We start from the raw sequence: 22,697 nt of genomic DNA, 5'->3' as shown, positions 1-22,697 counted from the left end.
TTGTCGTCATTTTTTTGGTATATATGATTTTTTTACATTATATTTACAATAGTAAAAAATACTTGATGTGTCGTCCAGAATTAACATTTTAAACTGTATGACGATACGGATTTAAAATATTAGTTTGGAATACATCAGGGATAAATTAAGTGTGAGGACATTAGTCTAAAGACCCCGAATCTTGAAGCTAAAGAGAGTACGTAATTTTCCCTAAATACTGAAAGCGATCTGAATAAGGTCGCTTTTATTATTTTTATTTATTGATCACCAGATGAGGTACCTTTTCCAGATTCCAATCAATCACTAATCCTTTTGCAAGTGACCTTGCAATTTCTGCACCATATAAGTATTCACATAAATATAATGCAGCTTCAAAACTTTTGGCACCTCCGGCAGAAGTTATATACTTTTTGTCATGTACAAATAGGACTTCTTTTCTAATATCCAGGTTAGGAAACGTACTTCGCATTTGATCTATATCACTAGGAAAAGTAGTAGATACTACATTATCAAGAACTCCGGCTTTGGCAAGAACAAATGCTCCATCACAATGCGAGGTCATAAATGAAGCAGTTTTATCAACTTGTTTTACAAAATCAAGCATCACTTTATCATCTAAGTCGGTGTCTAAATGGTGCTCGGCACTAGGAACTACCAAAATATCTATTTGAGGCAAAGAATCTTTTACATAATTATAATCAGGTATAATTTTTACACCTTCAAATGTAGTTATTGGGTGGTCTGTATTTGCGACAGTAAAAACATTCATTTGTTTTATGTTTTTACGATATTGAGTGTGTTGAAAAATATCAAACGGTGCCGTAAATTCAGTATTATAGGTGCCATCCATAATAAGGAAAGCAACATTATATCGGTTAGGCTCTAATTTAGGAAAGCTCTTTTTCTCTTCTATTGCTTCTATTTTTATAGTGCCAGGTTGTTTCTCTTGCTGTACTTGGGTACAACTATAAATTAGTATAATACAAAAGGTAAAAAAGAAATTTTTCATTGGTATAGGTTTTATAAATAATTGGTTAACCAGGTACTTTTTCCTGATTAAGTTTTCGTTTTACGATATATAATAAAAATGTTCCTAAAGCAGCAATCAGCGCCATAAAAATCCAGGTGTTTTCAAATCCAAAATTATTTATGAATTGCATCCCTGAGTTATGACCAAAAATATGAGCTAAAGAAAAAGACATGCTATACAATCCCATGTATGCTCCCTGTCTTCCTTTTTTTGATCTGTCTAGAGCAAAAGCATTTCCAAATGGAAATGCAACCATCTCCCCAAGTGTGGCGATAATCATTCCGATAACCAAAACTCCTGCCCACGGAGTAACTAATAACAGTAGGAAACTTATGCCTGTTAGAACAAACCCGCCAATAACATTCCCTATTTTAGATAATTTTGTCTTTTCCAGATATGCAATTAATGGCATTTCAAAGAAAAATATCAAAGCGCCATTTAAAGCAAGTAATAATCCGATTTTTTGTTCTGATAGTTGGTGTATTTCTTTATAATATAATGGTATTGTAGAAAAATACTGAACAAATATAAATCCAAATAAAGCCAATGCTATTAAAAACAGGACATAAATACCGTCCTTATGAGCGCTTACCGGATTTTCGACAACAACTTCTTTGTCTTGTATTTTTGCTTTTTTGGGATGTAACGTTTGTATCATCACAAATCCGGCTATAATACAAGTAATCCCGTCTACCCAAAATAAACCATAATATCCTATAGATGCTATAATTAGCCCACCAATTGCAGGACCGGCAGAGAAACCTAGATTAATTGCAAGTCGAATAAAAGTTAATGATCTGGTTTTATTTTCTGGTTTACTATAGGCACTTAATGCTACAAAAAAAGCAGGTCTGGCCATATCTGCAATTGCAATTAGAACAAAGAAACCGACACAAATACTCCAGAAACTAGTAAAATATTGAATAGTTATAAATGAGACACCCGTTAATAACAAAGAAATAAGTATGACCTTGTAGTAACCAATTTGATCACTTAGTTTACCTCCTAACCAGGCGCCTAAAAAAGAACCTAATCCATAACTGGTCATAATCCAACCTACTTGTTGCAACGAAAAATTTAAGTCATCGGTTAAGTATAAAGATAAAAAGGGGATGACCATTGCCCCGGCTCTATTGATTAGAGTGATCAGAGCTAACCACCACACCTCTTTTGATAGCCCAGAAAAAGAGTTGAAATAATGAAGTAAAAGTTTTAGCAATGTATTCGTGATTTGTATTAGACATCCAATTAATAGATAAAAGTAGTTTTTTATCTATTATTTAAGCATAATTTTATTAAAATTAATTAGTTAACTAATTGTAAATTGTACTTTTGCAAAAAAACAAAGGGGAAGTGTTCAGGATATCAATTTTATTTGTGTTTTTTATTGGGAATATAATTGCTCAGGATTCTATAGCGATAAAAAAAATATTGTCTTTTCAGGAAGAACTTAACAAGGATTTTGCTTCTGAAGAAACTTCACCTTTAACACCAAAAGATTTAGAACGTTTTAAAACGCTTGATTTTTTTGAAATCGATACTTCTTTTTGTATCCGTGCAAAATTTATTCGTACACCGTATGAAACACCTTTTGTGATGAAAACCACTACAGGAAGAGAACCTATATATGTCAAATATGGAGAGGCTCACTTTATATTACAGAAAAAATCTTATGTATTACAGATATATCAAAATCAAGGATTAAAAACTCAGCCAGAATTTGAAAATTATTTATTTCTCCCTTTTACAGATTTAACTAATGAAGAATCAAGTTACGCAGGAGGACGTTTTATAGATTTAAAAATCCCTGAAGGAGATTATATTATTATTGATTTTAATACTTCGTATAATCCCTATTGTGCTTATAATGACAGGTATTCTTGTCCAATACCACCAGAAGCAAATCATCTCGATGTAAAGATTCCTGTAGGTGTTAAGGCATATAAGAAATATCCAGAGAATAAATAAAAAAAGCGTTCTGAGCAATCAGAACGCTTTTGCTTTATAAAATAGATATATTAAAATTTGTATACTGCTCCTAGTACAAAAGAAGAAAGACTTTTTGTAGCTTCTCTATCATTATCTAAAAAGGAATCTTCAGAAGTAGCATCGATTCTTAATTCTGGTTTAAGTGTTAACTCTCCAATCGTATAATTTCCTGTTAGGGTAGCCGTAATAACATCTCCATCACCATGTGTGTCTAGTCCAATTACATCTGTTAATCCACCATTATAAACCGAGAAATATTCTCCTCTTATTCCTATAGCGAATTTTTCAGATGTCTTGTATTGAGGATATAGTGCTACTCCGTAAAACCCAGAAGCATCTCCGTTTTCTTGTGGTTCTGTAGTTACATAGGTTGTATTCACGCCGAGATAAAAATCTTGTGTAAGATCCCATCCTGTAGTAAGATCTACCTGAAAAGTAGGACCTACTTCTCCGGGTTCTCCTTCATTACCATATCTAAAGTTAAGAAAAGCACTGCCGTTATCCAGAGTATATCCTATTTGTGCTCCAGCGATGTAAGTATCAAAAGGGTTATTTTCGGTATAATCACTAGGGTTCATTACAGCAAGCATAGCAGACCATTTTTCACTTATTGCAATATCTGCTTTCAAACCAGTATGAGATAAAGGGCCATAGGTAAACATATATGAAGTAGAATAATTGAAATTTTCTGTTGGTGAAATCATTTCATACCCTATGAAAGTATTAAAATTACCGAAGGTAAGCTTAACGCTTTCGGTTACATTCCAGTAAACAAATAACTGGTTAATCATTTGAGCAGAATCATCAGAATTAAATACAGCATCTTCTCCTCTGGGTCCAAAGACAAGATCGGCTACAAACCCAACTTTTTCACCCTCATATCCCAAAATAGCATTAGCCATGCCTAATGCAAAACCGCTTTCATCTACAAAAAAAGTTTTTGGAGCTACCGAGTTGTCATTAGGAGCTGCGAAATTGTACCTGTAGTATCCGTCAATAGATCCTGATAAGTTTATTTTAGACAATAATTTACCTAGTGTTGATTTTGGTTCTTCTTCTTGACTAATGGCATTAAAGCTCAAAAGAAATAAAGTAAGGAGAGCTACTTTTTTTAAAAACTCTGTGATAATCTTTACTTTCATAGTTAATTGTAATTGTTGTAATTGTTTTTGATTAGGGGTGTAAAACTATGTAAAAGAATTTGAACCCGAAAGGATAAAGTTGTAAGTGTCTTTAATAACAAAAGTGTTCTGAGTGTTAATAAAAAAAAGCGTTCTGATTGCTCAGGACGCTTTTGCTCTATAAAATAGATATATTAAAATTTGTATACTGCTCCTAGCACAAAAGAAGAAAGACTTTTTGTAGCTTCTCTATCATTATCTAAAAAGGAATCTTCAGAAGTAGCATCGATTCTTAATTCTGGTTTAAGCGTTAACTCTCCAATCGTATAATTTCCTGTTAGGGTAGCTGTAATAACATCTCCATCACCTTGTGTGTTTAGTCCAATTACATCTGTTAATCCACCATTATAAACCGAGAAATATTCTCCTCTTATTCCTATAGCGAATTTTTTAGATGTTTTGTATTGAGGATATAGTGCTACTCCATAAAACCCAGAAGCATCTCCGTTTTCTTGTGGTTCTGTAGTTACATAGGTTGTATTTACACCAAGATAAAAATCTTGTGTGAGATCCCATCCTGTAGTAAGATCTACCTGAAAAGTAGGGCCTACTTCTCCTGGTTCTCCTTCATTACCATATCTGAAATTTAGAAAAGCACTACCATTATTCAGGGTATATCCTATTTGTGCTCCAGCGATATAGGTGTCAAATGGATTACTGTCTGTATAATCACTAGGGTTCATTACAGCAAGCATAGCAGACCATTTTTTACTTATTGCAATATCTGCTTTCAAGCCAGTATGTGAGAAAGGGCCGTATGAAAACATATACGAAGTAGAATAATTAAAATTTCCAGTTGGTGAAATCACTTCATACCCTATAAAAGTATTGAAATTACCGAAGGTTAGTTTAATGCTTTCGGTTACATCCCAGTAGACAAATAACTGGTTAATAATTTGAGCAGAATCATCAGAATTAAATACAGCATCTTCTCCTCTGGGTCCAAAGACAAGATCGGCTACAAACCCAACTTTTTCGCCTTCATATTCCAAAATAGTATTAGCCATACTTAATGCAAAACCATTATCGTTTGCGAATAATGTTTTTGGAGCTACCGAGTTGTTATTAGGAGCTTCAAAATTGTACCTGTAGTATCCGTCAATAGATCCTGATAAGTTTATTTTAGATAATAACTTATCTAATGTTGGTTCTGGTTTTTCTTCCTGGCTAATAACTTTGGAACTTAATAAGATTAAAGTAAAAAGAGTTACTTTTTTTAAAAATGTGGTGGTTTTTGTTTTCATAATAAACATTGATTACCGTTATAATTAGTTTTTAATTGGAACGATAAAACTATATAAAAACAAATTTGACCCATTAAAAAATAGGGTATATATGTATATTTTTACAAATTTTGTAATTTATACCCTATTAAAATTAGGGTATAGTTTTTATTTTAGTGTATTTTAAGGATTTAAAAGCGTGTTTTTGAGCTTTTCTTATGATATGTGCTTGTTTTGATCTAAAAAGACTTTAATAAATACATTAGAAAGTAGAAGGTGATCAAAAAAACGATATAGGTATATTTAGGTAAAAGGTATTGAGGAGATTAATACATTAAAAATTTAATATAATGCCTGATTGCCTTTTTCTTCAGTTCTAATTCTGTAAGCATCCTGAATATTTGATACAAATATTTTTCCGTCACCGACCTCTCCGGTTTTGGCAGAATCAATTAGTGTACGAATTGTTTTTTCTTCAAATTCATCAGAGATCACTATGGATAAGTATCTACGTGGTATATCAGATGTATTATAGGTGATCCCTCTGTATACATGGCCTTTCTTTTCATTACCAACACCTGTTACATCCCAATAGGTAAAGAAATTTACTTCAATTTTATGTAAAGCTTCTTTTACAGCTTCGAATTTTGATTTGCGTATAATTGCTTCAATTTTTTTCATAAGCCTTTATTAGAATTGATCTCTGGTCTATTTTTATAGTATTATTTTACTATAAACATCCCTAAAAATATGAAAAGAACTCCAACTACAAATGATCCAGCAGCATAGATGATGAAATTGATAAAATCTCCAGATTTTAGTAACACATGATTTTCATAAGCAAATGTAGAAAAGGTGGTAAATCCCCCGCAAAAACCGGTTGCCAAAAGGGTAACTGTGTTTTGTGATATTACATTGTTTTTAAGAGCTAGCCCGAGAATAATCCCAATAAAGAGACTGCCTAAAATATTAGCTGTAAAGGTACCATATGGGATTCCTGTAGAAGAACTATTAAGGTATTTACTTATAAGATAACGTGCGATGCTACCTGTGCCCCCTCCGATAAATACCAAGAGTATTTGTTTCATCTGTTTTATCTATTGTTTTTTTAAGCCCAGGGTAGCATTAATGTATGTTTGCATAGAGTTTTCAACGATATACTATCAATTAATTACTCTATATATTCTAATGTATAAACTGCATTCTATCAAATCATAGAATGCAGTTTATAAGGTGTTATTTTATTGGAATATAAATTTCGGTAACCCACTCAGCAGGATTTGGTTGTAATGTTGGTTCTACCCGATATACTTCAAAAGCTGCAGATTCTGTATTGGGTTCTAAGTTATTTTCTGCAATATATTTATAACCAGCTTCCCATGCTTCTTTTAGATTATTGTAATCTCCTTTAAGTGTGGTTTTAACCACTTTCTGCCTTGGTAAAAAATCACAAAGAATAGCACTTTCTTTTGGCGTAACTACTTTATCTCTGGTTGGTATTGCAGTAGAGAAAATTGCAGTTCCCTGTTCTTCGTTATACTCGTTATATAGTGTAAATGGCATTCCTGTTCGCGGAAGATTGTTTTGTTTCATATACGTATCCACTGCGGGGATCATTTCCTTCATTTTTTCAGGAATTATGGCTATTGAAGAAGCAGTAGCACTATACATATAGAAACCGCCCCCATGTTCTGTGATTCCATCTACATGAACCGTATATTTTTTCATTTTTTCATCAGTAAATGCATCGAGTTTTTCGAGTCCGCGAGCATACATAGGTTTTAGCATTTTCGATATACTACTATCTTGAGTAGCCCAGAATGCTTTTTCCATAAAAGATTGTTCACCTTTCATACCCCAGGTTACTTTAGTCTTTTTACCTTCAATTTTCTCAAATTTCCAGTACACATCACTTTTGCTTTCACCCATAGGAGTGATAAAGGTAATTTTTTGATCTATGCTGGTAAATGGAGAAGTTTTTATGGTCTCCATTTTACCATCTCCTTCTGTTTCGCTTTTCCAACTATAAGAAGCACCTTCACCACTTGTTTTTTCTGGATACTCCATAATAAAATCATCAGATTCATCCATCCAAGGCCCCCATTTATCCCAGGTTCTATACTCATTGATTGTAGTAAATAACAATTCATCAGGAGCATCGATTACTCTACTTTCTTCTACTTGAAACTCACCGTCTATGGTAGCAACATAAACAGCTCCGCCAATTATTACTAATAATAATAGAAAAAATAAATATTTTACTATTTTCATGTTAGTTAGTTTAGATTGTTTGGTCAGCTAATATAAACAATTTTAACATCCTTTTATTTTGTTACATTTGTCAAAACAATAAAATAAAATAAATGAAACTCGACAGAATATTATTTTTTATAGCGATCACTAGTTTAATGATTGCATGTAAAAAGGATCCAAGTGTTAAGGATCAAATTGACCAACAGGAACAAAAGCAGGAGGTAACAGAGGAAAAGTTTGATTATGTTGTAGAGCAATTTGCAGATCTTAAAATTTTAAGATACCAAATACCAGGCTGGGATAATCTTACTTTGAAAGAACAGAAATTAGTATATTATCTTACTAAGGCTGGGTTAAGTGGAAGAGATATTATGTGGGATCAGAATTACCGTCATAATCTTACTATTAGAAAAGCATTAGAAAAAATCTACACTTCTTATGAAGGTAATAAGAGTGATGCAGACTGGAAAGCTTTTGAAACGTATCTAAAACGAGTTTGGTTCTCTAATGGGATTCATCACCATTATAGTAATGATAAAATCAAGCCAGAATTTAGCCAGGATTATTTTAGCTCTCTTCTTGCAACTACAGGTACAGAAGTATCTAAAGAGGTATATGAAGTGATTTTTAATGATCAAGATGCTAAAAAAGTAAATCAAGCAAAAGGAGTTGATAATGTAGCGCTATCTGCAGTTAATTTTTATGGGCCTGGCGTTACCAATAACGATGTTACTTCGTTTTATGGTAAAATGAAATCTCCGAATGAAGAGAAACCTTTGTCCTTTGGTTTAAACTCTCAGTTGGTAAAAGAGAATGGAAAATTAAAAGAGCGAGTATATAAGTCAGGAGGATTATATGGAGCTGCAATCGACGAAATTATCAAATGGTTAGAAAAAGCAAAAGGTGTAGCAGAAAATGAAGCTCAGGGAGATGCTTTGGGATTATTGATCGAATATTATAAAACGGGAAATCTACAAACCTGGGATGATTATAATGTGGCATGGACAGCAGCTACTGATGGTAATATAGATTACATTAATAGTTTTATTGAGGTATATAATGATCCATTAGGATATAGAGGTTCTTATGAAACTATTGTACAGATCAAGGATTTTGATATGTCTAAAAAAATGTCTGTACTATCAGAAAATGCGCAATGGTTTGAAGATAATTCTCCATTAATGGATGCTCATAAAAAAGATAGTGTGGTAGGAGTTTCGTATAAAGTAGTAGCTGTTGCGGGAGAAGCAGGAGATGCATCGCCAAGCACACCTATAGGAGTAAACCTTCCTAATGCAAATTGGATTAGAGCTGCTGTTGGTTCTAAATCTGTATCCTTAGGAAATATTATTGGTGCTTATAATAATGCTGGTGGTTCAGGACGTTTAAAAGAGTTTGTACATGATGATGAAGAGTTCGAACTAGAAGAAAAATATGGGCAATTAGGAGATAAATTACATACGGCATTACACGAAGTAGTTGGTCATGCATCTGGAAAATTAAATCCTGGAGTAGGAGAAACTAAAGAAACATTAAAAAACTATGCTTCTACTATGGAAGAAGGTCGTGCTGATTTAGTTGGGTTATACTACTTAATGGATCCAAAATTACAAGAACTAGGATTAGTTGAAGATTGGGAAAAGACAGGTAAAGCTGCTTATGATGGATATATTAGAAATGGATTAATGACACAATTGATTCGTTTAAACCTTGGCGATGATGTAGAAGAAGCTCATATGCGTAATCGCCAGTGGGTAAGTGGCTGGGCTTTTGAGCAAGGAAAGAAAGATAATGTCATCGAAAAAGTAAGTAGAGAAGGAAAAACCTACTTTAATATTAATGATTATGCTAAGTTGCGCGAAATTTTTGGACGTTTATTAAGAGAGACGCAACGTATCAAATCTGAAGGAGATTATAAAGCAGCAGAAGAATTGGTAGAAGGATATGGTGTAAAAGTTGATCAGGCAGTGCATGCAGAAGTATTAGAACGTAACAAGCAATTTACATCTGCACCATATAGTGGTTTTGTAAATCCTGTTTTAGTACCAAAAACGGATGATGCAGATGAGATTATAGGTTTTGAAATATTCCAACCTAAAACCTTTGAAGAACAGATGTTATGGTACAGTAAGAATTATAACTTCTTACCAGAGGTGAATTAACCTTTGTTTTTAAAAAGAATATAAAAACGTCCTTTCAATGTAAATTATTGAAAGGACGCTTTTTTTCTACAGGTATAGATGTTTTATATTTTTATTTGAAGACTAAAATAAAACTTGGGCGTAGTCCTAAATTTAAAAGCCTGATCATTTTCTATTTCAGCTGTCCCAGATATTACATCTCCAACGTTTAATGAAGAAAGTTCGTTGATCCATGTCCATGCAGTACCTCCTGATATCATGAATCGATTATTAAGTCTCATACCGACTCCGCTAAATAGGATAGGGAATTTTTTGGTAGGTCCTGCACCAATTTGAAAAAAGGGGATAAATTCATCGTACCCCATATTGTAATTAAAATTGACCATTAAACCTACGTTAATTTTATTAAAACTTTTATCGTCAGTCTTAACTAATATTTGTTCATCGTTATCATTTGTTTCAGTACCATATTGAGGAAATGATAGATCAGTATATACAATGGCTGGTACTACCTCTGGAATAAACCGACTAAATTTTTCAAAATTTAAAATATTTTCTGTAATTGGTTTTTCTTGTTTCTTAAGTGATAAAACTTTTTTGGAAGCATCATATTCCAGAATTCTATCTGAAATACTTATCTCTACGACTTTAATACTATCTTTAGCTAAATCATCCACTGGTTGCAGTTCATCAAAATTATTTTTACTCATTTTTTCAGTCCAAGTTTTAAGTTGATCATAATAGTTTTTAATGATGACTATTATTTCTACCTCTTTCTCATAATTCTTAGTTGCTTTATACCATTCTAAAAGATTACTATTCAGATTGTTGTTTTTGTTTAAGGTTTTGCTTTTAATCGAAACAATTTTTTTCAACTTACCGATATTGGTTTCAATAGAATCTATTATGTTTTGATAGTTATCATAATTAATTTGGTTGATATGAATTACAGTTTTATCCACAATATCATTAAATGTAAGTTTGTTTTGATTTGGATTTGGATTGGCTTTTAAGCTTAGCTGTCCCGTTTTATTTATTGTACTTATAATTTGTGATAACACCTCTTGGGATTCTTTGAAATTTGTATTTTCTATTGTTTTATTATTTACGGTGATTTCTTTAGTGATTGGATTTAAGGGTTTTATATATATTGTAATACTTTCATTATTGCTTGCAAAAGTTTTGGTTTTGGGTGTTTTTTGATTAATTTCTTCAGCTTTAGTTCCATACCTAAGTATATCTTTGTTGTCTAATCGAAGATATAGGCTTTTTTTTATTTTTTTAGCGGTTAGACTAATTTTAGCGGTTTGTGCTTTTGCATTAATACTTAGAAAAGTAACGAAAAGCAATAGTACTATTTTTTTCATTTTTGAATAATTTTAGTTATTTAATGCATACCAAAACTACCTCGCAATCGAGCACAAAAAAATACCCATGGCAGGGTATATTTATCTTTTTAAGAAGTGGAGAGTTACCTAAAAATCATACTTTTTCTCAATGGCATAGCGCAATAATTCTCCTTTACCATGAAGCCCCAGTTTACGTATTATATTTTTACGGTGGGTTTCTACAGTAGAAACCGAATTAAAACGAATAGCAGCGATCTCTGATGAGGTTTTTCCTTGTCCGATAAGTTTTAAGATTTCCCGTTCACTTTTTGATAACAGTTGCTTTTTAGGAGCTTGTTTGGCGTCTTTAGAAAAGAGTGATGGGTCAATATCAGCATCAAAATAAGTCTCTCCTTTTGCTACGTGTTGTATAGCTGTTAATACTTCTTCCAGGGGTGAATTTTTAAGTAAATATCCAGAAGCTCCTGCGTCGATCATCTGTCGAACAGCATCTTCTTGGTCAAACATAGAGAAGGCAATAATTTTGGTATGAGGAAATTCTTTTTTAATGATTTTGGTGGCCGCGATACCATCAATTTTAGGCATTCTGATATCGGTAAGCACAACTTTGGGTTGTTTTCTTCTTATGATGTTAAGTAACTCTTCTCCATCATTTGCCATACCAACAATACTAATTTCTTCTTCATACCGAAGAAGAAGTTCTACACCATCGATAAGAGATTGGTGGTCTTCTGCAATAGCTACTGTGATCATATGGGTATATTTATAATAATATTAGTTCCTTTTCCTATGGTAGAATCAATCTCGAAGGTTCCTTGAAGGTGTTCTACTCGTTTTTCGATGTTTCTTAGCCCCATTCCTTCTTTTTTAGGTAATATTTTGGCATCAAACCCTTTACCATTATCCTCTATAATGATATTTAAAAGCGAATCATGATTGGTTAAAGAGATATGGATTTCTGATGCATTGGCATGTTTAATAGTATTGGTAATGAGCTCTTGTATCATCCTAAAGATCGATATTTCTAAAGCATTATCCAATCGTTCTTCTAGCCCATAATCCTGTACTTCGATATGCAAACCATCGCCATTAGATACTTTTTTAGCGAGTTTTTTAACTGCAGGTAGCAATCCTTGATTAGCCATAACTCCACTATTTTTTTCATGAGCAATGGTACGTACTTTTTGGTAGGCTTCATCTAATAGTGCATTTGTTTTGGTATACAATTCTGCTATATGTTCAACTTTAGGATTGTCTTTATTGTGTTGTATATGCTGAAAATGAAGTTTCACCGTAGCGAGTGTGCTTCCTAGGTTATCATGTAATTCGTTAGCCAGGCGTTGCCGTTCTTTTTCTTGCCCGGATATCATAGCATCGATAGCAGTAAGCTCTTGTTCTTTAAGTAGCTTTTCTGTTTTTTGAATTTGTATTTCCCGTTCTTGTTCTGCGATACGTTGTTTGCGTTTGGTGTTTTTATATATAAGAAATACGAATATTGAGCCAACTAAGATAAGAGAAAGTGACCCTATTAGTAGATTTCTGTTTTGTACTCTGCTAGCTTCGGTTTTAAGATTAGTGTTTAAGAGTTGAACTATTTCTTTTTCTTTTTCTGCGGCTCTATATTTATTTTCAGCTTCAATAATGGCATTGTTTTGTGATTGATTGTCTATTGTGTCATTGATAGCTAATAACTTTTCGGCGTATTCAAGGGCATTTTTACAATCATTCTTATCTTTATAATGTTTTACTCTATTTTCGTAATAGATTACCCTTGTTTTAATGATGTTTTCTTGTAGATTTATTTTGCTTGCTTGCTTGAAATAATAATGTGCAGTCTCTTTATCTCCAATATTCTCATATGTTTTGGCTTGATTATTATAATTAATAGAAATAAATTGTTTCATACCGAGTTTTTCGAAAACAGGAAGAGTTTTTTTAAAGTAATAAAAAGCAGAATCGGCTTTTTTTTCAATAGTATTAAAAGCTAAGCCAATATTCATTTCTATTAATGCTATTCGTAAAGTGTCGTTGATTTTTTTAAGTTCTTGTATTGATTTTTTATAAAAATCCAGAGTGTTGTCAAGATCATTAAGTTGCAAGTGTATTCCTGCAGTTTTCGAATAACTTTTTGCAAGAAATAACGGATCTTGAATTGAGTCCGCATAACTAATGAAATCGTTTAGATATGGAATAGGATCAATTTTTAAATGTTGTTGATGCATTAATAATTCATAAATTTCATAATTAGTATTAGCTAATTGTTTGAGACTATCTGAGACAATAAAGTAATTTTTTGCTTTTAATAATTCTTTAAATCCTAGGTCATGTAAATCTTTTTTTTTCAGGATTACTCCAGAATAGTAATGATATAACCCTATTTGAAAATTATTTGACGGGGACTTAGCTTTTTGGAGGTAGATTGAAGCAGAGTCTAACTGAAATTGATCAAGGTGTGATTGTACTTGTTTAAAAATGTCGTTTTGTCCATAGCAAAAACCAGTAATACAGAATATTACTGGTAAAAATTTAGAAATTTTATATTTATAGTTAATCATTAAATACTTACTATTATACTTCCGTCTTTAGTTTCTGGTTGTGCTTGGTTAAATTTACATTTATTGATTTTTGAAGGTGGTTTGGAATATACATTAAAAAAGAATAATGCAGAATCGTGCTTCTTGACGAATTTTAAGCCTTTTATGTGACTTTTACTACTTGCATTAAATATAGAAGGATCTGGTATTGTTACATCCGTGTGTTGGTATAAATGAATCATATAAAAATCATGTATAGTGTCACTTTTACATGGGTTAATATCTAAAATTTTATATTTGATAATCCCTTTCCCGTCAGAAACAAATTCCATTTCATCAATTTGGTTGTTTTTCCATTTTACATTGACTGTAATTTCCAGATCAATATCCTTAAAAAAAGTAAATGTTGAAGCTTGACCTTTTAAAGTACTTAAATAAATTTTTGGATCTTTTTTCATTGTATGTTGGTTTTTAATATTAAATAAATTCGTTTAATTCAAATTTGTTGAGATGTAGATTGTTGTTATTAAATTTTATGTTTTGGCTTATGTTAAATCTTTTGTTGAAAATGTTATTTATGTCATTTGCAACTGAGAAATTTGAATTATTAATAGTTCCAGCAAAGAGTAATCCTATAACATCCTTTTTTTTATTTACGATTAATGAACCTGAATCCCCTGAGTTGGAAAAATTTTCTATCAATAATTGATTTTCAAAAATTGGGTTGTCACTATATCTGGCATCATCAATTTTTATTATTGCATTCGTAGAATATAAAGTTTTAAAACCACAGAGACGATCATTACCATTACATCCTGTTTTACTACCACATTTTGTAACTAACTCTCCTAAAATTGGTTTAGCTATTTTTCCGCTGAGCTTATATCCACAAGAGTTGTGGGATTTAATAAATTCAATATTTGACTTATTGAAATGAACAAATGCTGCTTCTTTTTTTCGATCAAGACTTCCCCAAAATAAATTACCACATTGATGTTTTTTAACTTCTTGTTGAGTTCTGTAGCCTAGTGATCTTGGTTGAATTATTGCACTCCCTAATTTAACTCCTTCTGCAAGAACATGCCAGTTTGAAATTCCAAAGTAACTATTTGGAAAATCTTTGAGAGTAAAGATGCCTCCTAATGTACCTGTAAACATTTTTAGATTACATATTTTAATTCCCCCTTGAAGCACCCTATTTCTATTTTGATTTTCATTCTCATTAAAGTCTTTATTGATTTTTAGTACAGGATCTTCAACTATAAATTTTGAAGTTTCTCTAGTTTTAATAGCGAATTTTATGTTTTTCAAATAATTTACTTTTTTCAAGGCCTTTACACGGAAAGCTCTTTTTAAGGTAATCGGTGCCGTTTTATACAGGTTTTTTATTTCTTTTGAGTTTAAATCATTGATGTTAACTGTTAAATATTCATTTATATTAAATGATTTATTTTTTTTCTTGCCGATCTCTAAACTATAGAGGAATCTGTTTTTTTTTATTACTGCTACATAGTGTACGTTTTTAGATTGTATTATAAAGTTCCCCCAATACTTAAGAGCTTTATTAGCACTTGATTCTTTTATATAATTAAATTCAATCAAAACAGGTTATTTATTGGATTATACAAATGTTTAAAAACAAAAAAAGTAATCTTGTCAATTATGTTAATTTCGAAATCTTATCCAAACATTTCTCATATAGTGATTATTCCTGAATTTTGTAAGCTTAAGGATAGATATACTTATGGGTAATTTAGTAATTACCAAGAGAATTCTAACAAACCAAAAGTTTTGTGCGATGGAATTGTAAAGATAAACAAGAATGGGGGAGAAATATTAGGTACTGTTCTGTGTCTAGCAAGAGGTGTAGTTTTTCTATCCATGATTTCAGTTATTTAGTTACTCCAAAACTCTTAAAAAAGAGTGCGTCAATCCATACCCAATACAAGGTATTTCGTCGTAATGGTTTGAAAAAAACCAAAAGATAGGGAGGTTACGGATCAATACGGTAGTAACCAAAATGCAACTATTTTGACTGAAATTCTAGGGGGTGAATGTGGTTTACTCGGGCTGTAAATACGTCTTTAACGCAAAAAGCAACAAAATAAAGATAATAAAACCAATGAGAATAAAAAGACTACCCTTGTAATATTTGCGATGTAGTTTGATATCTTTTCGATAGCTAAATATCATTAAGATGATAAATGCTACGACAAAAAATCCTGCAAATATTAACTGGCCCTGACTAAACATAAATTGTTATTTTTACGGCAAAGATAATCTATAAAAATATACTGATGAAAGATAAAATTGCTGCGGTACAAGAATTTCACACTTCATTTAAACTAGGATATAAAAACGAACCTATAGCAGATTTGGGGGAAGCTAAAAATACACTTCGGTTTAACCTGATGAAAGAGGAGAATGAAGAATATTTTGAGGCTGCTCAAAACAAAGATTTGGTAGAAGTTGCAGATGCATTGGGCGATATGCTATATATTTTATGTGGTACTATTATCGAACATGGGATGCAGCATAAGATAGAAGAAGTATTTAACGAGATCCAGCGTAGTAACATGAGTAAACTGGGCGAAGATGGGCAACCTATTTACAGAGAGGATGGTAAAGTACTTAAAGGACCCAATTATTTTAAACCCAATATTAAAGAAATCTTAGATCGATAAATAACAAAAACTCCCGAAAAATATTTTTCGGGAGTTTTGCTTTTATAAATAGTCGGTATAATTTTCAGACCTCAGACCTCAGACCTCCAGTCTAGACTACACTTTCTGTCTCCATCCAAAAGTATCTTCGGCTTTATTGTATTGAATATCCATTAGTGCTTTTTTGAAATGAGAAGCATAAGAATTTTCTTGCTTTTCGATTTCATAATGCTCTCCTTTATACCCAAAAGCTTTTACCGGGCTCACCACAGCAGCAGTTCCTGCACCAAAAACTTCTTTTAGACTTCCGTTTTTTGCAGCTTCTACAATTTCACTAACCTTAACAGGTCGGACATCTACTTTAATACCTTCTTTTTCGGCAATAGTAATTAAACTTTTACGAGTGACCCCATCAAGAATTCTATCACTAACCGGAGCAGTAAGCAAAGTATCATTAACTCTAAAGAATACATTCATCGTTCCTGCCTCTTCCATATATTCATGAGTACTAGCGTCGGTCCAGATCACTTGTTGATATCCTTGTTCTTGTGCTAGTTTTGTTGGATAAAATTGTCCTGCATAGTTTCCGGCAGCTTTTGCATATCCAAAACCTCCGTTGGCAGAACGACTAAATTTTTCTGCAACCAATACACTTACATCTCCACTATAATAGGATTGAGCAGGTGAGCATATGATCATAAACTTATATTCATCTGCTTCAGAAGCAGAAACACTTGCCTGAGTTGCAATCACAAAAGGGCGTATGTATAATGAATTTCCGTAACCAGGCTTAATCCATTCATCATCTAGCTTTAATAAGGCATTTAAACCTTCAAAAAAGTAATCTTCAGGAAATTCTGGTATCGCCAAACGTTCTGCAGATATATTAATACGTTTAAAGTTCTCATCGGGTCTAAATAAAAAAGTATCTCCATTATCATCTTTATACGCTTTCATCCCTTCAAAAACTGCTTGGCCATAATGAAAAACACGAGCAGAAGGTTCCATAGTGAGCGGACCATAAGGAACAATTTCTGGAGTTTGCCATTCTCCATTCACATAATCACAGACAAACATATGATCTGTAAAAATTTTCCCGAAATTAAGATTTTCAAAATCTACTTGTCCAATTTTGGACTCACTTACTTCACTAATTTTCAAGGCTTGAGAAATTGTGTTTTTCATTTGTTTCAGTCGTTTTAATTATTTTACATTACATTGATTAAAAGGTTAAGAATGAGTGCAATCACTACATGCTATGGTAAGAGATTTAAATAGTTACTTTGAAGAAAAGAATATCTAAATTTCTTAATGCTCGTTTTACCTGGTTTATCTTTTAAAAGTTAATGATAGCATTAGGCTTTTTTACAGCTCATTATCATATTCTTTGTCTCAAAACCAAAGGAATACTAACATCCTTTTAATTCACTACAAAAATACCTTTTTCTTATAAAATAAGAATTTTAAAAATGTTTAATTTTGTAAAACATATAGATAATAAAGGATTATGAAAAAAAATGCACTGTTTTTTGTAGGATTGTTAGTACTAATAGGTTGTAATTCATCAACTAAGACAGAAAACTTTTTTTCTGTTAAGGATATTTCAAGTGAAAATTATAAAAGTTTTGGTGATAAAGTATCTTCAGATCATATTTATAATAGAGATGCAATAGCAGAAAAGTATGAAAATTTAAAAGAAGGAGATACCGTAGTAGTTGCTTTTTCGAGTACGGTAAATGCTGTTTGTAAGGCTAAAGGTTGTTGGGTGAAAGTAGCTTTGGATGGAGATAAAGAAACTATGGTAAAGTTTAAAGATTATGGTTTTTTTGTACCAAAGAATATAGAAAATGATACTATAATTGTTCAGGGTAAAGCATTTGTGACTGAGATGTCTGTAGACGAACAACGCCATTTTGCCAGTGATGCAGGAAAAACCGAAGAAGAAATTGCCAGTATTACAACTCCTAAGAAAACGTATTCTTTTGTAGCAGAAGGTGTTTTGATACAAGAATAATGCAAGAAGAGATACAACGTAAAATTATTACCACTGCCGATGGTTCAAAAACCATTCATTTACCAGAATTGAATGAGCATTACCATTCTAAACATGGTGCAATTAATGAAGCAAAGCATGTATTTATTAAAAGTGGATTCGATCATATTCTGAGTAAAAATAAGCCTAGTTCGTTAGATATTATGGAGATAGGTTTTGGAACCGGTTTAAATGCTTTTATAACATTTCTTGAAGCAGAAAAAATTAATCTACCAATTTATTATGTTGGAATAGAAGGATATCCGGTAGCACTACCCGAGGCCAAACTCATGAATTACCCCGAAGTACTTGCTGTAAAAGAAAAACAACAGATTTTTGATACAATGCACCAATCTTTATGGGAATTGCCAGTAGACATCACTTCGAACTTTAAACTCGTTAAGCGTAAGCAGTTTTTTGCAGATATAATAGATAAAAACAATTTTGATTTAATTTATTTTGATGCTTTTGGAGCTAGGGTACAACCCGAACTTTGGACAATAGAGATTTTTAGAAAGATGTATGAAGCACTTCGTTCGAGAGGAGTTTTGGTTACTTATGCGGCAAAAGGTAGTGTAAGACGTGCAATGCAAGAGGTAGGTTTTGTAGTAGAAAGACTTCCCGGGCCACCAGGAAAACGAGAAATGCTTAGAGCTACAAAAGTAAAATCATAAATATACTATTTATTAGGAAGTTAGAAGAATACTAAACGTATGTTAAAGCTATAATAAAGAGATAGGTTTTATTGTAAGTCGGTAGTATTTTGCAGTAAATTAATCATCCAATAATCACTAAAATTTAGACAAGTGAAAGTTTTAATTACTGGTGCAACAGGTTTGGTAGGTCAGGAAATAGTTAATCTGTGCCATCAATCTGGAATCGAAGTAAACTACCTCACCACTAGTAAAGATAAACTAAGTTCTAAAACGAATTATACGGGTTACTTTTGGGATCCAAAAAAAGGAGAAATCGATACCGATTGTTTTAATGATGTAGAAGTGATTGTTAATCTAGTTGGAGCGACTGTAGCAAAACGATGGACATCTTCTTATAAAAAAGAAATATTAGAAAGCAGAACACATACTGCTTCTCTTATTTTAGAATCCTTAAAAAATATAAAACATTCGGTTAGGCATATTGTTTCTGCAAGTGCTATTGGTATATATCCAGATTCTTTTCAGAATTATTATACAGAAGATACTCCAGGGCGTGACACTGGATTTTTAGGAGAAGTAGTTACTCAATGGGAGAATGCTGTCTTGCAGTTTAAAACGTTAGATGTCGAAGTTAGTTTACTTCGTATTGGATTGGTTTTGTCTGAGAAAGGAGGAGCTTTTCCTAAAATGGCAAAACCTATACGATTTGGAATGGGAGCTTTTTTCGGAAATGGTAAACAATGGCAAAGCTGGATTCATGTTAATGATCTGGCTCGCATGTTTATGTTTGTTATAGAAGAAGAGTTAACAGGAGTTTTTAATGCTGTGGCCCCTAATCCTGTTTCTAACAAAAAACTAATGAATACTATAGCAGAGAAATTAAATAAAAAAATAATTTTGCCTAATGTACCAAGACTAACAATGAAATTGTTTCTTGGAGAAATGCACAGCCTTTTGTTTTCTAGTCAGCGAGTTAGTAGTAATAAGATTTCTACTACAGGATTTGATTTTAATTTTGATAATATAGCTTCAGCAGTAGATGTACTTATTAATGAAGAGACTAGATAAAAAAACCGATACTCTTATGAGTACCGGTTATAGTTTTTATAAAGAAAACGGGATTAAGCTTTATTAGCTTTAAGGCTAATCTTTATTTCGATATCATCATTAATGAATTTGTCTCCTAGGTTCTCAAAAACCGATTTAGATCCATAATTTACGCCCCATTCTGTGCGATTAATAGTAAACACTTCAGTGTTTAATGTTATTACATCACCTTCAACAGAAGTTGTGGCAGGAAATGAGATGTTTTTCTTAGTGCCTTTTATAGTTAGATTTCCATCAATAAAAGTTTTTCCTTCTTTTTCTGTAATTCCGGTTACTTCAAAAACAGCTTTCGGAAATTTAGCAACATTAAAGAAATGATCTTCTTTTCCTTCTCCTTCTCCTTTAAGATGTCCTTCTAGATAAGCTTTGTCATCTCCTTCAAGATCAGTAACATTTATAGAGGTCATATCAATGGTAAAAGATCCGCTTGTGATAGCTCCGTCTTTAGTTTCAAGTGTACCACTAGCTAGTTTTAATGTCCCTGTATGTTTTTCTAAAGGTTTAGAACCAACCCAGTCTATAGCGCTTGATGCAACATCTACATTATACGTAATAGCTTCAATTGGAGCTTCTTTTACCTCCTCTGGAGTATTAGCTTCTGTTTCGTTTTGTTTTTCTCCTTTACAAGAATAAGCAGTTATTAGAAGCACAGTAATAACAAGTGTGCTAACAAATTTAATTTTCATAAATATTAGTTTTAGTTAAAAATGATGTCAAAATTATTTTTTTATATAAAGAATACTCTTAAATATATACTAAAAAAATCCTGTGACATTATGACATTAATTCAAAAATGGCAGTACTTTTGCTGATTCAAAATGAAAACGTATAAAAGGTACGAGTTACATGAGTAAGAAAAATAAAAACACTGAAGATGTAAAAGATCAAGTAGAAGAAGTACTTGATGCTCCTGTTGAAGAGACAGAGAAAGAAGAGGTAGTAGATGCAGAAACACTACTAAAAGAAGAACTTGAAAAGGAAAAAGATAAGTTTTTAAGACTTTTTGCCGAGTTTGAAAATTATAAAAAAAGAACCTCTAAAGAACGTTTAGAATTGTTTAAGACTGCAAGTCAGGATGTTATACAGTCGATGTTGCCTGTATTAGATGATTTTGATCGTGCATTAAAAGAAATTGAGAAATCAGAAGATACAGCGCTTATTAAAGGGGTAGGGCTAATCCATAATAAACTGAAGGAAACTTTAAAAAACAAAGGTTTATCTGAAGTAGAGGTGTCTGCAGGAGATGTTTTTAATGCTGATGATCATGAGGCAATTACCCAAATACCTGCTCCAAATGATGATCTAAAAGGAAAGATTGTAGACGTTATAGAAAAAGGATATAAGTTGGGAGAGAAAGTGATTCGTTTTCCAAAAGTTGTGACTGGTCAATAAGAAATTATGAAGGAAGATTTTTATGACATATTAGGTGTTAGCAAAAATGCTACAGAAGCTGAAATAAAAAAAGCGTATCGTAAGAAAGCTATAGAATATCACCCCGATAAAAACCCAGGGGATAAGACTGCCGAAGAAAAATTTAAAAAGGCTGCAGAGGCATATGAAATTTTGAGCGATCCTGATAAAAAGGCACGTTATGACCAGTATGGGCACCAGGCTTTTGAAGGTGGTGGCTTTGGCGGCGGTGGTGGAATGAATATGGACGATATATTCAGTCAGTTTGGTGATATTTTTGGCGGTGGATTTGGTGGCTTTAGCGGTTTTGGCGGCGGAGGCGGAAGACAACGCAGAGCTAAAGGAAGTAACCTTCGTATTCGTGTTAAACTTACATTAGAGGAAATCGCAAATGGTGTTGAAAAGAAGATTAAGGTAAAACGAAAAATTCAAGCACCAGGTACTACCTATAAGACATGTAGTACATGTAACGGAGCAGGACAAGTAACCAGAATTACTAATACAATATTAGGGCGAATGCAAACGTCTTCTCCGTGCCCTGCCTGTGGAGGAGCCGGCCAGACAATAGATCACAGGCCTGCCGATGCAGATGCTCAAGGTTTAAAAGCTATAGAAGAAACGGTAAGCATAAAAATACCCGCAGGAGTAGAAGATGGGATGCAGCTTAAAGTTGCAGGAAAAGGTAATGAAGCTTCTGGTAATGGAATCGCAGGAGATCTTTTGGTCGCTATAGAAGAGCAGGAACATCCCGAATTACAGAGAGAAGGAAATAATTTGCATTATGATCTATACATTAGTTTTTCTGAAGCTGTTTTAGGAGCATCCAGAGAAATTGATACCGTATCCGGTAAAGTGAGAATTAAGATAGAAGACGGAGTGCAAAGTGGTAAGATTTTGAGATTGAGAGGAAAAGGAATTCCGAGTCTTAACGGTTACGGAAAAGGGGATCTTTTGGTACATGTTAATGTATGGACACCAAAAGCCCTGAGCAAAGAACAACGAGAATTTTTTGAAAAAATGGCTAAAGATGATCATTTTAGACCTAGCCCCGATAGTGGGGATAAGTCATTTTTTGAAAAAGTAAAAGATATGTTTTCGTAGTTAAATTATATGATTCGCCCCACTTTGA

General features: G+C 32.6%; 23 protein-coding genes. 8 read left to right on the top strand and 15 right to left on the bottom strand.

Annotated elements, in window-relative coordinates:
* Window positions 1-253: 253 nt before the first annotated feature.
* Window positions 254-1,009 carry a DJ-1/PfpI family protein gene (locus tag NNH57_RS09070; protein ID WP_074408780.1) on the bottom strand — a complete coding sequence of 252 codons (756 nt, stop codon included), beginning with the start codon at window positions 1,007-1,009 and terminating at the stop codon, window positions 254-256.
* A 25-nt stretch (window positions 1,010-1,034) separates the two neighbouring features.
* Window positions 1,035-2,249: an MFS transporter gene (locus tag NNH57_RS09065; protein ID WP_074408779.1), complete on the bottom strand. Its 1,215-nt coding sequence runs from the start codon at window positions 2,247-2,249 to the stop codon at window positions 1,035-1,037.
* Between the two features lie 134 nt (window positions 2,250-2,383).
* On the opposite strand from NNH57_RS09065, the gene NNH57_RS09060 reads away from it, so the two are divergent.
* Window positions 2,384-2,998, top strand: a complete 615-nt coding sequence (locus tag NNH57_RS09060) for a DUF1684 domain-containing protein (protein WP_082994958.1) — start codon at window positions 2,384-2,386, stop codon at window positions 2,996-2,998.
* A 50-nt stretch (window positions 2,999-3,048) separates the two neighbouring features.
* Here the strand turns inward: NNH57_RS09060 and NNH57_RS09055 are convergent, their stop codons facing one another.
* The 5 genes from NNH57_RS09055 to NNH57_RS09035 form a co-directional block, all read right to left on the bottom strand.
* Window positions 3,049-4,161, bottom strand: coding sequence for a porin (locus NNH57_RS09055; RefSeq protein WP_074408777.1), 1,113 nt, complete (start codon window positions 4,159-4,161; stop codon window positions 3,049-3,051).
* Window positions 4,162-4,334: 173 nt separating this feature from the next.
* Window positions 4,335-5,444, bottom strand: a complete 1,110-nt coding sequence (locus tag NNH57_RS09050) for a porin (protein ID WP_108807858.1) — start codon at window positions 5,442-5,444, stop codon at window positions 4,335-4,337.
* 321 nt (window positions 5,445-5,765) lie between these two features.
* Window positions 5,766-6,104: a P-II family nitrogen regulator gene (locus NNH57_RS09045; RefSeq protein WP_074408776.1), complete on the bottom strand. Its 339-nt coding sequence runs from the start codon at window positions 6,102-6,104 to the stop codon at window positions 5,766-5,768.
* 41 nt (window positions 6,105-6,145) lie between these two features.
* The gene (gene crcB / locus NNH57_RS09040; RefSeq protein ID WP_024772137.1) at window positions 6,146-6,511 is read right to left on the bottom strand and encodes a fluoride efflux transporter CrcB; all 366 of its coding nucleotides are present in this window, start codon (window positions 6,509-6,511) and stop codon (window positions 6,146-6,148) included.
* 148 nt (window positions 6,512-6,659) lie between these two features.
* Window positions 6,660-7,694 carry an SRPBCC family protein gene (locus NNH57_RS09035; protein WP_074408775.1) on the bottom strand — a complete coding sequence of 345 codons (1,035 nt, stop codon included), beginning with the start codon at window positions 7,692-7,694 and terminating at the stop codon, window positions 6,660-6,662.
* A gap of 92 nt (window positions 7,695-7,786) precedes the next feature.
* Between NNH57_RS09035 and NNH57_RS09030 the strand changes: the two genes are divergently transcribed.
* Window positions 7,787-9,838, top strand: coding sequence for a dipeptidyl-peptidase 3 family protein (locus NNH57_RS09030; RefSeq protein WP_108807801.1), 2,052 nt, complete (start codon window positions 7,787-7,789; stop codon window positions 9,836-9,838).
* Window positions 9,839-9,921: 83 nt separating this feature from the next.
* On the opposite strand, the gene NNH57_RS09025 is transcribed toward NNH57_RS09030, so the two are convergent.
* The 6 genes from NNH57_RS09025 to NNH57_RS09000 form a co-directional block, all read right to left on the bottom strand.
* Entirely contained in the window at window positions 9,922-11,184 is a 1,263-nt protein-coding gene (locus tag NNH57_RS09025; RefSeq protein ID WP_108807802.1) for a hypothetical protein, read from the bottom strand.
* A 108-nt stretch (window positions 11,185-11,292) separates the two neighbouring features.
* Window positions 11,293-11,919, bottom strand: a complete 627-nt coding sequence (locus NNH57_RS09020; protein ID WP_108807803.1) for a response regulator — start codon at window positions 11,917-11,919, stop codon at window positions 11,293-11,295.
* The gene (locus NNH57_RS09015; protein ID WP_108807804.1) at window positions 11,916-13,721 is read right to left on the bottom strand and encodes an ATP-binding protein; all 1,806 of its coding nucleotides are present in this window, start codon (window positions 13,719-13,721) and stop codon (window positions 11,916-11,918) included. The genes NNH57_RS09020 and NNH57_RS09015 overlap by 4 nt, the downstream gene beginning before the upstream one ends.
* A complete protein-coding gene (locus NNH57_RS09010) occupies window positions 13,721-14,158 on the bottom strand; it encodes a hypothetical protein (RefSeq protein ID WP_108807805.1) in 438 nt (145 codons plus the stop codon). The genes NNH57_RS09015 and NNH57_RS09010 overlap by 1 nt, the downstream gene beginning before the upstream one ends.
* A 19-nt stretch (window positions 14,159-14,177) precedes the next feature.
* Window positions 14,178-15,302 carry a hypothetical protein gene (locus NNH57_RS09005; RefSeq protein WP_108807806.1) on the bottom strand — a complete coding sequence of 375 codons (1,125 nt, stop codon included), beginning with the start codon at window positions 15,300-15,302 and terminating at the stop codon, window positions 14,178-14,180.
* Window positions 15,303-15,761: 459 nt separating this feature from the next.
* Window positions 15,762-15,953 carry a hypothetical protein gene (locus tag NNH57_RS09000; RefSeq protein ID WP_035096817.1) on the bottom strand — a complete coding sequence of 64 codons (192 nt, stop codon included), beginning with the start codon at window positions 15,951-15,953 and terminating at the stop codon, window positions 15,762-15,764.
* Between the two features lie 44 nt (window positions 15,954-15,997).
* Between NNH57_RS09000 and NNH57_RS08995 the strand changes: the two genes are divergently transcribed.
* The gene (locus NNH57_RS08995) at window positions 15,998-16,384 is read left to right on the top strand and encodes a pyrophosphohydrolase domain-containing protein (protein ID WP_108807807.1); all 387 of its coding nucleotides are present in this window, start codon (window positions 15,998-16,000) and stop codon (window positions 16,382-16,384) included.
* Between the two features lie 96 nt (window positions 16,385-16,480).
* Here the strand turns inward: NNH57_RS08995 and NNH57_RS08990 are convergent, their stop codons facing one another.
* Window positions 16,481-17,548: a branched-chain amino acid aminotransferase gene (locus NNH57_RS08990; protein ID WP_108807808.1), complete on the bottom strand. Its 1,068-nt coding sequence runs from the start codon at window positions 17,546-17,548 to the stop codon at window positions 16,481-16,483.
* Between the two features lie 322 nt (window positions 17,549-17,870).
* Between NNH57_RS08990 and NNH57_RS08985 the strand changes: the two genes are divergently transcribed.
* From NNH57_RS08985 to NNH57_RS08975, 3 genes are all read left to right on the top strand, one after another.
* Entirely contained in the window at window positions 17,871-18,377 is a 507-nt protein-coding gene (locus NNH57_RS08985) for a DUF4920 domain-containing protein (RefSeq protein ID WP_074408766.1), read from the top strand.
* Window positions 18,378-18,388: 11 nt separating this feature from the next.
* Window positions 18,389-19,069 (top strand): tRNA (5-methylaminomethyl-2-thiouridine)(34)-methyltransferase MnmC2, encoded by a 681-nt coding sequence (gene mnmC2, locus NNH57_RS08980; RefSeq protein WP_108807859.1) that lies wholly within the window; start codon window positions 18,389-18,391, stop codon window positions 19,067-19,069.
* Between the two features lie 132 nt (window positions 19,070-19,201).
* Window positions 19,202-20,119: a TIGR01777 family oxidoreductase gene (locus NNH57_RS08975; protein WP_074408765.1), complete on the top strand. Its 918-nt coding sequence runs from the start codon at window positions 19,202-19,204 to the stop codon at window positions 20,117-20,119.
* 53 nt (window positions 20,120-20,172) lie between these two features.
* Here NNH57_RS08975 and NNH57_RS08970 read toward each other — a convergent pair whose 3' ends face one another.
* Window positions 20,173-20,844, bottom strand: a complete 672-nt coding sequence (locus NNH57_RS08970; protein ID WP_074408764.1) for a YceI family protein — start codon at window positions 20,842-20,844, stop codon at window positions 20,173-20,175.
* A 160-nt stretch (window positions 20,845-21,004) separates the two neighbouring features.
* Between NNH57_RS08970 and NNH57_RS08965 the strand changes: the two genes are divergently transcribed.
* Together NNH57_RS08965 and dnaJ are read left to right on the top strand one after the other, a co-directional pair.
* A complete protein-coding gene (locus NNH57_RS08965; protein WP_074408763.1) occupies window positions 21,005-21,550 on the top strand; it encodes a nucleotide exchange factor GrpE in 546 nt (181 codons plus the stop codon).
* A 6-nt stretch (window positions 21,551-21,556) separates the two neighbouring features.
* Complete coding sequence (gene dnaJ, locus NNH57_RS08960; RefSeq protein ID WP_074408762.1) at window positions 21,557-22,669, top strand: molecular chaperone DnaJ; 1,113 nt, start codon at window positions 21,557-21,559, stop codon at window positions 22,667-22,669.
* Window positions 22,670-22,697: the final 28 nt, after the last annotated feature.

This window comes from Aquimarina spinulae (assembly GCF_943373825.1).
In the GTDB taxonomy this organism is placed as follows: Bacteria; Bacteroidota; Bacteroidia; order Flavobacteriales; family Flavobacteriaceae; genus Aquimarina; species Aquimarina spinulae.
Note: the sequence above shows the minus strand (reverse complement) of the source record. Positions and strands in the feature narration are given on the sequence as shown.